Source organism: Proteus vulgaris, assembly GCF_033708015.1.
GTDB lineage: Bacteria > Pseudomonadota > Gammaproteobacteria > Enterobacterales > Enterobacteriaceae > Proteus.
In genome coordinates, this window is the sequence record NZ_CP137921.1 from 158,426 (window position 1) to 173,301 (window position 14,876).

General features: G+C 51.6%; 14 protein-coding genes. 12 read left to right on the forward strand and 2 right to left on the reverse strand.

Annotation, left to right across the window (positions count from 1 at the left end; all coding sequences use genetic code 11):
- Window positions 1-56: 56 nt before the first annotated feature.
- Entirely contained in the window at window positions 57-782 is a 726-nt protein-coding gene (locus SB028_RS20525) for a hypothetical protein (RefSeq protein ID WP_000988731.1), read from the forward strand.
- Here the strand turns inward: SB028_RS20525 and SB028_RS20530 are convergent.
- Entirely contained in the window at window positions 757-990 is a 234-nt protein-coding gene (locus SB028_RS20530) for a hypothetical protein (protein WP_176489330.1), read from the reverse strand. The genes SB028_RS20525 and SB028_RS20530 overlap by 26 nt on opposite strands.
- A gap of 32 nt (window positions 991-1,022) precedes the next feature.
- Here SB028_RS20530 and SB028_RS20535 point away from each other — a divergent pair, with 32 nt between their 5' ends.
- From SB028_RS20535 to SB028_RS20545, 3 genes are all read left to right on the forward strand, one after another.
- Window positions 1,023-5,168, forward strand: a complete 4,146-nt coding sequence (locus tag SB028_RS20535) for an RHS repeat-associated core domain-containing protein (RefSeq protein WP_317751710.1) — start codon at window positions 1,023-1,025, stop codon at window positions 5,166-5,168.
- Complete coding sequence (locus SB028_RS20540; protein WP_001165345.1) at window positions 5,158-5,580, forward strand: hypothetical protein; 423 nt, start codon at window positions 5,158-5,160, stop codon at window positions 5,578-5,580. Before SB028_RS20535 ends, SB028_RS20540 begins: the two co-directional genes overlap by 11 nt.
- 170 nt (window positions 5,581-5,750) lie before the next feature.
- On the forward strand, window positions 5,751-6,203 hold the full coding sequence (locus tag SB028_RS20545; protein WP_000791469.1) for a hypothetical protein: 453 nt from the start codon (window positions 5,751-5,753) through the stop codon (window positions 6,201-6,203).
- A 15-nt stretch (window positions 6,204-6,218) separates the two neighbouring features.
- Here SB028_RS20545 and SB028_RS20550 read toward each other — a convergent pair whose 3' ends face one another.
- Window positions 6,219-6,821, reverse strand: coding sequence for a hypothetical protein (locus tag SB028_RS20550; RefSeq protein WP_000278322.1), 603 nt, complete (start codon window positions 6,819-6,821; stop codon window positions 6,219-6,221).
- A gap of 261 nt (window positions 6,822-7,082) precedes the next feature.
- Between SB028_RS20550 and SB028_RS20555 the strand changes: the two genes are divergently transcribed.
- The 8 genes from SB028_RS20555 (at window position 7,083) to SB028_RS20590 (ending at window position 14,777) form a co-directional block, all read left to right on the forward strand.
- A complete protein-coding gene (locus SB028_RS20555) occupies window positions 7,083-7,364 on the forward strand; it encodes a hypothetical protein (protein ID WP_000575657.1) in 282 nt (93 codons plus the stop codon).
- Between the two features lie 298 nt (window positions 7,365-7,662).
- A complete protein-coding gene (locus SB028_RS20560) occupies window positions 7,663-8,199 on the forward strand; it encodes a hypothetical protein (RefSeq protein ID WP_000949433.1) in 537 nt (178 codons plus the stop codon).
- 2 nt (window positions 8,200-8,201) lie between these two features.
- A complete protein-coding gene (locus SB028_RS20565; protein WP_000543934.1) occupies window positions 8,202-9,212 on the forward strand; it encodes a tyrosine-type recombinase/integrase in 1,011 nt (336 codons plus the stop codon).
- A 4-nt stretch (window positions 9,213-9,216) separates the two neighbouring features.
- Window positions 9,217-10,086, forward strand: coding sequence for a 3'-5' exonuclease (locus SB028_RS20570; RefSeq protein ID WP_000997323.1), 870 nt, complete (start codon window positions 9,217-9,219; stop codon window positions 10,084-10,086).
- Window positions 10,083-10,574, forward strand: a complete 492-nt coding sequence (locus tag SB028_RS20575) for a hypothetical protein (protein WP_000139717.1) — start codon at window positions 10,083-10,085, stop codon at window positions 10,572-10,574. The genes SB028_RS20570 and SB028_RS20575 overlap by 4 nt, the downstream gene beginning before the upstream one ends.
- 336 nt (window positions 10,575-10,910) lie before the next feature.
- On the forward strand, window positions 10,911-11,786 hold the full coding sequence (locus SB028_RS20580) for a DNA replication terminus site-binding protein (RefSeq protein ID WP_001097010.1): 876 nt from the start codon (window positions 10,911-10,913) through the stop codon (window positions 11,784-11,786).
- 152 nt (window positions 11,787-11,938) lie between these two features.
- Window positions 11,939-12,979 (forward strand): DNA-binding protein, encoded by a 1,041-nt coding sequence (locus tag SB028_RS20585; RefSeq protein WP_000101568.1) that lies wholly within the window; start codon window positions 11,939-11,941, stop codon window positions 12,977-12,979.
- Window positions 12,980-13,265: 286 nt separating this feature from the next.
- Window positions 13,266-14,777, forward strand: coding sequence for a UvrD-helicase domain-containing protein (locus SB028_RS20590; RefSeq protein WP_000811656.1), 1,512 nt, complete (start codon window positions 13,266-13,268; stop codon window positions 14,775-14,777).
- Window positions 14,778-14,876 lie beyond the last annotated feature (99 nt).

The following is a 14,876-nucleotide window of genomic DNA, read 5'->3' on the forward strand; positions in this document are numbered from 1 at the left end:
GAATAGGGGGGCTGGCGGCGATGCCGACCATTATCCCGACAATGGAGAAATAGACCATGATGACATTGACTACCGTCTCGAAGAAAACTTCAAATAATTCAGCCCTTGTATTCTGGCGCGTTGGTACAAAACGGAAAGGCATCCTTGATGTCCATATTGATTTTGACCACGAAGAAGCGGATCTTTTGGCTGAGCTCGTAGCCATTCGCTATCTGGCGCTGGACAAACAGGTTTTTTGCAGAGAGCCAGGTGCTGGTGCTGGTTACAAGCTGGTGGTATCCAAAGGTGCAATCAAGAAGCTGGCGCTGGGCAAATCCACCAAGGCTTTTGCTTTCAAGTTTGCGGCTTGCCTCACTGGGCGTTTAAAGGGCGCTACTATTGAAGTCTCGCAGAGCATGGAGTTTATGGATGAGCCGGGAGAGGGCAACATTGAGCTCCTCGATGTGGACAAGCAAGCCTATACCCAGACCCATGACGAAATATCTACACCTGCCATTGGCCCCGTCCTGGTTACTCAACATGCCATCGATCAGTATCAGGCCCGGATAACCTCTGGAGACCCTAAAAAACCGTGGGCCTCACTTGTTGGCCGCCTCCAGCATCCAGAGTTACAGGTTCAGCCCTTTGACGAGAAAGTGGCTCGCCATAAAGCCAGAAAGTATGGCCGCGTAGATAACGTGGAAGTCTGGGGCCATAGAGATTCCAAGTTCAAGTACCTGATGGTGATCAACGACGACAACCAAAAACGTGTTCTTGTCACAGTGTTTGAGCGAAATGAGTAACCTGCTTCTCATTTGTTCTGAATACACAACCTCTCCAAATCACGTATTCATACCCTAAAAGGGCAATAACGCAGTCGTTGATAACGACTCTCCCACCTGAAAATAGCTCCAGCATAAAAACTGGAGCTGTAAATGAGATCGAGACCTTCCCTTTTACTGATGCGAAACCTGCGGTCATTGGCCGTTGTGGTGCTCGCAACTTTGCCATGCGTTGCTTTTGCACAATGGCGGGTTGTAGCCGTGAGCACCGAAGTAGACAAAATGCGCTTCAACACCATCATAGACGCGCATTCCTTCATGAAGAATTATCGCTCTGGTGAGGAGCAAGGGAAGGGAACGCCAGTTGGGGATGCGCTTTATCCGGTTGCCAGTTATGGTGATGGCCGTTATGTCTCCAGGATCTGTTTTAAGTATCTAGGTGCTACTGGCGATTATGACCCCACTACCTGCACTGGCGACCCAGCTACGGTCTACTGGCGCTCAACCTATGTTCTGCCGGGTGAGATGGATAAAACACCGTTCCTGGACAGGGATCTCGGCTTACCAACAACGACCATGTGTGTAGGGAACCCTATCCATCTTGGCACCGGCAACAAGTTCCAGGCTGAACTGGATTATCAAAGCGGAGGCTCCGACCCTTTCACATTCACCAGATACTACAATAGCCACCTTCCTGATGAAGAGCTCGGCGGCTGGCGGCATACCTACTCGCGGAGCGTCGAGGTCAACGCCTCGAAGTACGGTGAGAACATGGTTGTCCTGCACCGGCCAGAAGGGCAACAACTCGCGTTCTACAACTCGTCCTCTGTCTGGGTGCCAACATGGAAAACCGATGATACCTTGACGAAGGATGCTACCGGCTGGCGCTACACTCAATCTGACGGGGTAGTCGAGGCCTATGATGAAACCGGACGACTGACCGGCATCGAGAAGCCCAACGGCAATCACATCACCCTGAGCTATCTGAACGGAGAGCTATCCTCGATCACTGACGGCTTTGGCCGCACCATCCAGTTCCAGTATCAAGATGGCCGCATGGTCAGTGTCACCGATCCTGCTGGTGGCAGTATTCAGTACCAGTACAACAGCGCTGGCAAGCTGGCGGAAGTGATCTACCAGGACAATACGAGCCGCAGCTATCTCTACGATGACCCGAATGCACCGGGTTTGCTCTCTGGGCTGGTGGACGAGAACGGCAACCGTTTCGCCACATGGGGATATGATACTCAGGGGAGAGCGGTTCTAAGCGAACACGCCGGGGGCGCAGAGAAAACTCAGGTAAGCTACAACGCTGACGGAAGCGTCTCTGTCACCAATGCCCTCGGCCACGTTCAGCGATACACCTACAGTCGCCACAATGGGATGCTCAAGCCTGATGTGGTTGAGGGTGCGCCGTGTACCGGCTTTGTGGGCGGCAAGGAAACCTACGTCTACGACAGCAAAGGCCTCGTCTCCAGCATTACTGACCGCGCTGGGCAGAAGCGCACGTTCACCCATAACGACCGGGGATTGGAAACCACCCAGATAGACCAGGACGGGGGTAAGGTTACGACCGACTGGCTTCCTTCCAAGTCGCTCCCGGCAAAAATCACAGAACCAACCAGGATCACTGAGCTCACCTACGACACTCATCTCCGGGTGATAAGCCGCAAGGTCACTGATCGCAGCTCGGGCGCTTCCCGGACATGGACCTACACCTATGCCCCTGTTGGTACAGGAAAGCCGAGCCTGTTGGCCTCGGTTGATGGTCCGCGCACCGACGTCAGCGATGTTACGACATTTGACTACGATGACCAGGGCAACCTGATCCGGACAACGAACGCGCTGGGGCAGGTGACGCAGTTTGGTGACTACGACGCGAACGGTCGCGCCGGGACCATTCAGGGTGTCAATGGTGTAACCCAAACCCTCACCTATGACGCCAGAGGAAGACTTGTCAGCTCCACTGGGCCAGAAGGAACCACGGTCTACAACTATGATGCTGTGGGCCTCCTGAGTTCGCTGACCAAGCCAAATGGTGCAACCGTCAGCTATGAGTACGACGCTGCACATCGGCTGGTGGCGGAAACAGATGCACAGGGCAACCGGCGCGAGCTTGAGCTCAATGACCTCGGGAACCCAGTAGAAGAGCGACTGCTCGATGCGCTGGGCCAGACCCGTTGGATAGAGCGCCGGATCTTCAACGAAGTCGGCTGGCTCTCCAGTGTCTCCGACGCCTATAGCAATCAGTCATCGTTTTCCTACGATGTGGTGGCAAACCTGATACAGGAGACCAGTCCCTCTGGTAACACACACTCCTACAAGTACGACGGCTTCCATCACCGGACACAAACGACCGATCCCCTCGGGAAGGTCACGCAGGTGCTCTACAAGGATACCGGCGATGTTTACCGTGTCTCCGACCCTCGTTCGCGCCTGACCTACTACAGCTACAACGGCTTTGGCGAAGTGACCCAGGTCCGGAGCCCGGACACCGGCACCACCGACATTACCTATGACGAAGCCGGTAACGTGGCAACGCGCAAAACGGCCAAGGGGCAAACCACAAGCTACAGCTATGACGCGCTGAACCGGATCATCGAAACCTCCAGCGATGTCGCTGGCGAATCGCCAATTCTGTACGGGTACGACGAAGCAACCTCACCATACGGCATAGGCCGCTTGACCTCAGTCGATGATGGCAACGGTGTCCGGAGATTTGGCTACACCCCCGAAGGATGGCTGGCTTACGAAACCTGGGAAACCCACGGGCAGAGCCTGACTACCCAGTACCAATACGATGGTGCAGGCCTCGTCACGAAGATCACGTATCCCAGTGGCCGTGAGGTCTCCTACACCCGTGACTCAGCCGGTGACGTCATCGAGGTGACAACGACACAAGCAGGCACCACAACAAACCTGGCAAGCCAGATTGAGCGAGCGCCCTTTGGCCCCGTCACCAGTATGGTCAGAGGGAACGGCATTTCAGAAAGCCGCACTCTGGATCTCGATTACCGTGTCACCGGCATCGACGCTGCTAGGGTGCATTCGCTGGTCTATCGGTACACGCCAGACTCGTTGATTTCAGCCATAGACGACAATCTCAGCTCATCAGTCAATCAGTCACTCGGTTATGACGCGGTTGGCCGCATCACCTCTGCTGAGGGGATCTATGGCGTTTTGGGCTATGGCTATGACGCCACCGGCAACAGGACCTCGATCACGACCGATGGCCTGAGCCAAAGCTACACCATCAACTACATGAACAACTGGTTGGTGAAGGCCGGGCAAACCTCCAGAAGCTATGACGCCAATGGCAACCTGACGAAGCAGGGGGCGGATACCTTCACCTATGACAGCCAGAACCGGCTGGTGGCCGCAACGGTCGCGGGAGTGACTGTAAGCTACACATACAACCATCTGGATCAGCGTGTAACCAAGACCCTAAACGGGCATACCCGGCTGCTGGTTTACGACCTGGCAGGAAACCTCATCGAGGAGCTGGACGCGGCCACTGGAGACGTGCTGGCGGAGTACATCTGGCTCGATGGGACACCCTTGGGCTTTGTTCAGTCAGGACAGACCTACCAAGTCCACGTCGATCACCTGGGCACCCCGAAGGCACTGACCGACGTCAGCGGCCAAGTCGTTTGGAAGGCGAGCTACAGCCCGTTCGGTAAGGCCAGCATCATCATCCAGGGGCCAACCTTCAACCTGCGATTCCCAGGACAGTATTACGACGCGGAGACCGGGTTCCACTACAACTGGCGGCGTTACTACGACCCAGCGACCGGGCGGTACATTACCAGCGACCCTCTTGGCCTGATCGATGGAGTAAACACCTACGGGTATGTGCATGGAAACCCTATGTCCAATACCGACCCGACGGGTGAATTTGCGTTTGTTGGTGCAGGTATTGGAGCTGGGTTGGAGCTACTTAGCCAACTAATCGAAAATAATGGGAGTTGGAAATGTGTTAGTTGGTCAAAAGTTGGAATCGCCGGAGCGATTGGGGCTATAGGTGGCGGCTGGGCGTCAGGAGTTTTCAGACATGCCAGCTCCGGTAAATCGTGGTTCAAATTAAGCCAAAAATGGAGCAATGTCTCACCCAGAGTAAGGAAAGTTCAAGGGGTTCCACGAGGTAATGAGCTTCACCATTGGGCTATTCAGAGAAATGGCAAGTTTGGCAAATATGTTCCTGACTCAATAAAAAACCATCCTTGGAACTTGAAGTCCATTCCAAGAGATATTCACCAAAACATTCACGGCAATGGACCTACCCCATATAGCGCATTTGGTCGTTGGTGGCACGGGACGCCTGAATGGGCAAAAGTAGCTCAAGCCTCTCCTGTTAGTGGTGGTTTAGCTGATTCAATAAATGATGAGGGATGCGGTTGTGCAAATTGAATTTCCAGCGCTGCTTGTGAGCAGCAAGAAAAGGTCGCTCTTCGTAGTGGCATCAGAATCCGAGTTCGGGAAATGTACTATTCAGTCTTTGAGGAACGGTTATTTTGAGCTGATGGACATTTATGATTCGGAAGGTCGTCACTACAAAATAGACGAGGTTGCGAGCTACAAGCCGCTAAGTCCATTCTGGTACTGGCCTGTAGAAATTGTGATGTATGGTTCTCGACTGTTTAAGGCTAATTTCAATGCTGTTCTTATCTCTAATCTGGATTGCAAGGAGTTAAAATCTGAACTTTGTGATTTGGCTAAAAAGTACAGAAGTAATTTGGATTCCGGCGTCGGAATTGAAAAGATTATGGAGGAAATGGAGTCTGCCAGAACAATTAAAGAATTGATAAAGGTTTTTGGCTAGTTATTCATTGAATACGCTGGTGTTAGTCTAGCTAACCGACGCCAGCGGCCAAGTGTTTGGAAGGCGAGCCATCATAGAGTCAGTAGAGAGAGATACTTTTGGAAATCAATAGTATTATGATTGGTACAAATGAGTTGTAGCTCCATATTTTAAAGGGGGATTTCAGAGAAATGAAGAATAAGAAGGTAATAACTTTGATAATGGCCGCAGCCGCATCATGCTCGTCAGTCTACGCCGCGACATTACCGACCAGTGAGGTAGACGCATACATACTTGCGATGAACACCATGTCACCTATCACTGCAAAGTACACCATCCAGTACAAGCAAGCGGTTGAGCAGAAATGCAATACAGCCCTGAGCGTTGAGCAGCTCAACTCAAAGGCATTCACCAATGTTGTCCAGGCAATGGTGAGTAGTGAGACCGTCGATAGAATGGGGCTTGATGCTGCTGGTGGATCACTCCAGGATACCCTGTCTGTGATCGGCAAGAACGTCACATGCAGTGACCTGAACGCGCCATTTAAAGCACTCTTGGATGATAAGGACTTCACCAGAAAGCATCAGCACCTATCGAAGGTGCTGCATACTTGGAATGAAGTTGTTTCTCAAAGCAAACCCTGAGTAACAAAAAGGAGCCTAACTGGCTCCTTTTTTAATGGGGATGATGTTACGTTCGTGGACGTTATTTTCACTCGGGATATGTAACGTTGAAAAAGGCGTACCGACAAGAGAGTGGTCACATAGCTCTCCATAATAGATGAGCGACAAAATCTCTTGCTCGTTGATTTTTCCCACCTTAAAAAGGTAATTGATTATTGCTGTATCCAGTAGGTCGTGACACCCATTAAGCAGATCCACGATATTGGCCGCAGCTTCATTTTCCTCTCCGTCATCTCGACCGGCTAATACTGATTCAACCCAAGCCTCAAGGCTCGGATGTCCCTCAGCGAGCTCTATTTGACGGCACTCGTTCTCGATCAACCCTGTGATTGCTTCGTTGAGCGTTCCGCCATAAGTCGGCATGTTGAGAACAACTCCAAATCCGGGGATTTCTTTTTGGATTGGCTTCGCATCCTTGGGAGCTGATTTCAGCCACAGGAAAAACCAGATCCCAGAGCTTATGTCTTCCGGCTTGACCTGGTTGGCCGCAAGGAATTTGGAAACCTCGTTACAGATGATGCCATCTGGCGCTGCCATCTCGTAAATACCCGCCATCAGATCTTCAAGGCTCTTATACATATTATCTCTCGCACCTGTACATGATGTTTTCACTATCGTTGTTAAGCGTTTTTTCAGCAAGTATGTTCCAGCGAGACATCTTATACCATTCCATCTAAATCTGTAAAATTACCGTATTACCGTAATTATGATAATTACGGTAAATAAATTTAAGTTCTTCTTGCTGTTGTTCTACTTATTAAAATGTATCTTTGAAAAAGTAGAGTTTTTGGAATAGGATAGGTGGTGCTGAATGCCCACTTTTTACAAGGAGCGCGACCAGTGATTTTTGATGTAAGAGCGACCTTTGAAGTGGCACTCCAGACGGACACCCACCTGGTACTTATCGATCTGGATCAGGGAGCATCAGTTACGAACGATGCTGATGCAGTGATCGCCTGGTTGGCCGCAAACCTCGAAGGTGGAATTGGAAAACGTAAGGTGTACTACCGGGACACCGATGGACGCTTTGATGAGCTCAAGGTTAATGCCGGTGCTTTTGCCGGATTTGCACCTTGTAGCGAAGGCCAGCAGACCACCTTGGCTGGGATGCTCGGCCAGTAACTTTGTGTGGAGAACTCGATGTTAAACAAAAACAAATTTGAGAAAGTTTTAAAGAGAATCCTCGATAAGAACTTTGAGCGCTGCTCTATTTGCAGGAAACCATTCCCTGGACCGTGCCATACTTTTGCTGGTTTGGATTCGGACAATAAAGTTCAGAACGTAGGTTCTTGCTGTCGGACCAGTATTGTGGACTTGCGGCATGGAGGTGTGTATACGACCGCTCCTGTAGATACTCAAGAGGGGCAAAGTCAGGCGCGTGAGCTACTCGCAACACATCCTTGTAAGGGGATGATGGGACATGCTTAGCAAAAAAGTCTTTTTCATTAGTCAAGCGGAGGCCGAAAGACTGGAGCCGGTTCCCGGTGCGGCCATGATCTCCATAACTGACCCAGACAAGTCCCCTGCCGCTCTCGGACAGTGGGGGCAGTTGTACCGCGATAGCTTCTATGACGGCGGCTATTCTGAGAACACCATCCACACGATGAAGGCAGCGTTCCGGATGAATTACGCCTCTTACATTGACTCATCCCAGGCTGAAAAGCTGTCCACCTTCCTGGATGGATTGGTTGGTAGCGGTATCGATCAGATCTTCGTTCATTGCTATTACGGAGAATCCAGAAGTGGCGCGGTAGCGCTGTACCTCCAGAACAAACATGGATTCACTCCGAATAAGCCGATCACCAAGCCCAACCGAACAGTTTACGAATTGCTGTGCAATCCAACCAAGTTTGAACCACTGATGCAAAGCTACGAAACGCAACATATGGAGGAGGAACTACCTCTTCACCTCAAAATATGGGATTTTCTTCTCGTTGCGGTCGGGCTTAGGAGGTAACTTTGCACGACACAAACAATGACAAGGAAGAGCTAGTTTCACATGCGAAAGTAAATGTTCCGGCAGAACAAAGCATTCGCGGTGAACTGTTGCCGTCATCGAGCTCGCTCCGGAACATCCAGGACAACCCCGCCGTCGCCTATCTGGTGAGCCTCGGGTCAAAGCGAAGCAGGCAGACCATGAGCTCATTCCTCAACATTGTCGCCAAGATGATCGGGTTTCAGAACCTTCGTGACTGTGCATGGAGCTCAATGAGGCGGCACCACATATTGGCGGTGCTGGAAATGCTGGGGGATGCAGGGAAGGCTCCGGCAACGATCAACACCTACCTGTCAGCGCTCAAAGGGGTGGCTCTTGAAGCCTGGACGATGAAGCAAATTGATACGGATAGCTTCCAGCACATTAAGCAAGTCCGTTCAGTACGTGGATCTCGACTTCCTAAAGGGCGGGCACTTGAACGCCATGAGATTCGCAGCCTCTTTTTCACATGTGAAAGTGATTCAAGCGCCAAAGGGCTTCGGGATGCGGCCATTCTCGGGGTGCTCCTCGGGTGTGGCTTGCGCCGCTCGGAAATCGTTGCGCTGGACATGGGAAGCATGATCTACAAGGACCGCGCTCTCAAGGTTCTTGGCAAGGGCAACAAAGAGAGAATGGCGTATGTGCCTGGTGGCGCATGGAAAAGACTGGATAAGTGGGTTGAAGAGGTTCGAGGAACGCATGAAGGGCCTTTATTCCCGAGGATCAGGCGGTTTGATGATGTGACTGGAGAGCGGATGTCGGATCAGGCCATCTACCACATCTTGGAGACCAGAAGAGTTGAAGCCGGTCTGGAGATGTTTGCGCCCCATGACCTGCGACGCACCTTTGCCTCCTCGATGCTGGATAACGGTGAGGATATTGTGACCGTGAAGGACGCAATGGGCCACTCAAGCATTGCAACTACCCAGAAATATGACAGACGCGGCGATGAGCGTTTGAAGAGAGCGAGCCAACGCCTCGATATAGCGGATTAACAGCATGAATGATGAAGAACTCGAACTTGCCAGAGCCGAAGCCATGAAAGCCGATAGGTGCTTTTCAAAAGGACGGCTCAGGGACGAATTTCGGATGAAGCCTAAGCCAGGAGTAGAGCCAGTTTCGTTCTACAAAAACGGGTATGGTGGCCAATTTGGAGTGTACCGGATAGCAGATTGCCAACCAATGCGGAGAAGGGGTTGTTCACCGGCATCACAAAAGCAAATAAGGGCGCAATCCATCCTTTCGGTCAAGGCAAGAATGCGTAGCAACCTGGCAAAGGCCTCTGTCATGGCACAAAGGTGGGTCGCTCTGGAACCTCTGGTTCTCGATACCGAGACGACCGGACTTGGTGAAAGAGACCAGGTGATCGAGCTGGCTGTTACTGACATCAGAGGCGCGGTTCTCCTCTGCACCAGATTACGGCCAACCGTGGAAATAGACCCTCAGGCAATGGGTGTTCATGGCATCACCGAGACTGAGCTGTCGAATGAGCCTACGTGGACTCAAGTTGCGCCAGCTCTCGCCCGGCTTTTGTCGGGCCGTCATCTGGTGATATTTAACTCCAGTTTCGACAGTAGGATGTTGAGGCAAACAGCCAGTGCATTTGGAGACCAACTCTCTTGGTGGCAAGAGCAGAACTGTCTGTGCGCGATGAAGCTGGCGGCTGATGCCTTTGGCTCAACCAACCGGCACGGCACAATCTCACTTGCGGATGCCACCTGCGAGGCAGGTGTGAGCTGGAAAGGTCGAGCCCATTCAGCAGCGACCGACGCTATTGCCACCGCCGACTTGGTGACAGAGATAGCCAAAGTCCAACGTGACCTCGTGGTCCAGCTCCAGGAGCTTCAAAGCAAAGGTAATTTGGAATGACAGAACAATCCTACGGCGAAAGTCTCAAATTTTTCTCAGACTGGCAGAAGGACCCCGCGAAACGCACCGGCCTGAATGTGCAACACACGCTAACCAGAGGTGAATATCCTACGGTCAGCATCGAGATTGCGCCGATCAGGGCATCGGGGTCCAGCCCAGACTGGAAAAGCAAGATCACGGTGCAGCTCACTCGCGGCGAACTGACGGCGTTTTGCAGCGTTCTCTTTGGTTTGCGTAGCAAGGCTGAGGGTTCCTATCACGGCGACGCGAAGAATAAGAGCTTTGCGGTTTACAACAACGGCAAGGCCGGTGTTGCGATCATCCTTAGTGAGCGAGGAAACCAGCTCCAGAATTTCATCAATGATGACGACCGAATGGAGCTCGCAGTCTTCGCAGTTCGCCAGCTTTCCAACGCATGGAAAGTTACCCCTTCTGATGCCATCGCGCTGCTACGCCAATCAGCGTGGATGGACCGAAATTTGTCCTAATCGAGCAAATCTAGGCACTCTAAAAGTCGTCCTATAACCACAAAGTTAGACCATCATGCAAAGTGGGGTATAGAGGGTGCCAGCCCCACCCCAGCAGTCCCCCTCAGCCACATTTCTGGCTTGCCCCGCGCTTTTCTTCTTTCTCTCTTTTTCTCTCTTTTTCTCTCTTTTTCTCTCTCTTTCTCAATCTAATCTCACACACGAAGGTCAAACAGGGCACCCGCCGACGCGAAGCGGAGGCGTATTCTTGCCCCTCCCCCTCGTTGCATGATGGTCTAAATCTGTCTACTATGTAACCAATGAACTGTTAGAACAAACCCACACATAGGCGGCAGCATGGCTAAAAACTTCATATCAGAACAATTCTCGGCCATGTGCCGCGACTTAACGAACCTGTCCTCTCTTATCAAACGACTACCGCCACGGTACGCAAAAGTTGCGGCCATCCCTCCTACCGGAAAAGGAATGGAGAACGAGCCCGTCAACAAGATTGTCGTAACTGAACAAACTGGGCGCGAAGCTCTTGAGCTGGCAGCGCACAGCTACAGAGATCTTCACATCAACCCAGACTATTCGCAGAAGTCTGCCAGGCGCACCGTGGGGGTACTCTGGTTCTCCCCTTCCAGGATTGGTGTAGCTGACGAAATTGCGGCGACGGTTGAACGCATCAACGCGGCCAAAGCTGGTATCGAGGAGTTCATTATCTCGACGTACCCCACCAGGCAAGAGAGGTTTGAAGCACTTCGAGCGGACTGCCCTGGTGTCATGACTCTCCACCTTTACAGACAAATTCGGTGCTATACCAATGGCGACATCGACTCTATCCGCTTCACCTGGCAACGGAAGGACTCCTTGAAGAAGCCCGTAAAAGAGGAGCTTTTGCAACGCATCAGAGAGGAGCTGGAGCGATCTGGGCCAGACTATCAACTTCCCCTGGAGCAGCTTATCCAGAAGATCGCCAGCACCCCGGAGCCTTATCTCCGGGAGCGAAGGGAAGTAAAGGTTCAACCGGTGGCAAACGTCATGGCCGCAGGGGTACTCAAAACCGTTACCGCGCCAATGCCCCTGATCGTGCTCCAGGATAAGGATGTTCAGCTCAAATTGCTTCGTAACTTTGACGCCTCAGAACAACGCAAAACTCGATCTGATAAAGCGGCATCGGAAATCCTTGGCACCTTCGGTGGAGTCACTATCGAATCCTTCCCTGGATGAATCAGCGTGACCGCGTAACAAGGCTTTTCCGCAGCCGGAAGGGCTTTGTCCCACACAAACAATTCCAATCGACAGCAGCATGATATATAATTATGATAATTACCGTATTATCGTAATTATCGTAAACATTACAAATTAAAAGGAACGTTCTCATGGCAAGAAAATTGGTTGAGTTTGACGATGTAGCGGCTGCGGCCCAAAAGCTCAAGGACGCCGGTAAACGCCCAACGGTCATCGCTATCAGAGACATCATTGGCAAGGGGAGCTTTACCACCATTTCAACGTATCTCAAACAGTGGTCAGAGGAACACTCCCTCGATGAAGAGCTGGTAGAGGTAGTCCTTCCAGAATCGGTTATGAGCGATGCTGAGCTCTTCCTACAGAAGATCTATACGGTAGCCAAAGCAAGCGCCGATGAACAGCTTGAGCGCGAGCGTGAACTGCTACGACAGAAAGAAATTGAGTACCAGGAAGATATGCAGCAAGCCGTGGACATGGCAAATGATGCCACCGAACGGGCTGAGCTACTGGAGGAACAACTTGAAGCTCTCACCAACAAAAAATCAGAGCTCGATGCGGCCCTTGGTAAGGCAGAAAACTCGCTATCCCTCAAGTCTGCGGAGCTAGAACGCTCACTGGCTGACATTGATAAGCTGGAAAAGCGGATCGTTGAGTTGGAGGGCAAGCTGGAGGCGAAAGCCGCAGATCTGACCCGAGCACAGGATCACCTGGAGCAAGCTAAAAGCGAAAATCGCTCTTTGAGCCAAAAATTGGCAACTACAGAGGGTGAGTTGGAGGAGCAAAAAGGCAAGAGTATAGAGCAGACAGAAAAGCTCCGGGCCGCTCAGGAACAAAAAACATCGTTGAAAGAGCAGCTCGAAAATGTACAGGCCAAACTGGCCCAATCACAGGACTCCCTTGCCACAGCCAAAGCTCATGGCGAATCCGCTGAACGAGAGTGCCAGCGCCTATCTGGAGAGGTAGAAAAGCTGGACGCCAAATTATCCAGCGCCGAAGCAGAAGCTCGCGCTCTTGTTCAAGACAAAGGCATGATGGCTGGTCAGTTGCAGGAAAAAGACCAGCAGGCCAAGAGCCTCGAACAAAGACTCAATGATGCACTGACCAAAATTTCTGGGTTGGAGCAAGAGCTCGCTAAAGCTGGTAAGGGAGGGAAAAAGAAAGAGGAAAACTGATGGCGCGAAAGGCTAAATATTCAGAAGAGTGGCGACACAGAGCTGCGGCTCTTCAAACCAAGATTGAGGAGGCTATGACACTAGCCACCTCATCTATTGGCGACTATCGCTGGTTACACCGTCTCCATAGTTGGGTTACGGAGGTGGCTCAAGGTAAAGCCCCAGACTGGTGGACAGATCTGGATTGTGAAGTATCCCTCCCCCGAGAAGAAAAGCGGATCAGTACGTTCCTCTCGACACAAAAGAAGCGCATCACTCTCCAGATGTGTTTGTCGTAGGGGGCCTCATGAAACAACTTCCTCCTGACACACCAGAACAATCACTGATCACTCAGTACAAAGGGCCTCGCCTTGTCGTTAAGGCCTACGCTGGAACGGGTAAAACCACGACACTGGTGAAGTACGCCCACAACAACCTCGATTCACGTATCCTCTACTTGGCATACAACAGGGCTATCCGCGACGAGGCAAGAGAAAAGTTTCCTGCAAACGTAGACTGCAAAACGTCCCACCAGCTTGCCTACGCCACTATAGGAAGGGGCTACCAGCACAAACTCTCCGGCAACCTAAGGCTCACCGATATTGCCCAAGCGGTGAATACCAAGAACTGGACGTTTGCCAAAGATATTCTCGATACGCTCAACGCCTTTATGTGTAGTGCAGACATGCGGATTCTTTATACGCATTTTGCTCGCGCCGATACGGGTAAAGTGCTTACGTCCAAACAGGAGAGATACCAAATCCAGGTGGTCGAAGGTGCTGAGCTCATATGGAAACGGATGACAAACGTTCAAGATCCGTTCCCGACCGTACACGATTGCTACCTCAAACAGTATCAGCTCGGGATGCCGAATCTGTCTCGCCGGTACACCACCATTCTTTTTGATGAAGCACAAGACGCTAACCCCGTAACAAGTAGCATCGTCCTACAGCAGAACTGCAAGGTAATCCTGGTTGGAGATCGCCACCAGCAGATCTATAGGTTCAGAGGCGCAAACAACGCCCTTGATAGCAAAGAGCTCATGAACGCCGACCAACTCTATCTCACTCATAGCTTCCGCTTTGGCCCCAACGTTTCGCTGGTGGCAAACGCCCTTCTTGAACTCAAAGGTGAAACACGACCTGTTGTTGGCCGGGGACCAGCAGATCAGGTACTCATGTTTTTACCAGGTGACGTGGGCCACCGCGCAATACTTCACCGAACCGTCATGGGGGTTATAGAGACGGCGCTCTCTGCGACCGAATCCGGAGCGCAGGTATTCTGGGTCGGTGGAATCGACGCTTACCAGATCAATGAGCTCCAGGATTTGTACTGGTTTTCGATGGCAGAGCCAGACCGGGTAAAGAATAAGAAACTGCTTGATGAGTATGAAGACTACTTCGAGTATCAAGAAGTAGCGAAGGCGACCAAAGACCCTGAGATGATGAGGGCTGTCAAGATCATCAACAGCTACGATGAAATCCCTGAACGACTCACCACTCTACGACGCAATACAGTCAAAGAAGAGTTTGGGGCTGACATTACGGTCTCAACAGCTCATCGGTGCAAAGGGTTGGAGTGGGACTTTGTTCAGCTCTATGACGACTTTCCGGATGTCCTGGACCCAGAGCTCGACCCAATGGCCCGTGACGATGAAATAAACCTGCTCTACGTTGCATCCACCAGAGCGATGCGAATCCTTGCGTTGAACAGCGCTGTCGAGATGGTTATCCGCTACATCACCCAAAAACGCATGGTCGAGAAGCAGATGAAGATGGCCGCAGAAGCGACAGAAGTTGAAGAGGACACGACCAAATAGTTTGGTCAATTCTTTCACATGTGAAAGTTGACAAATAAAACGCTCTAAGCGCCCTAAATGGGCGCTTACACCTGCCTAATTTCACGCCTCCCACCTCTA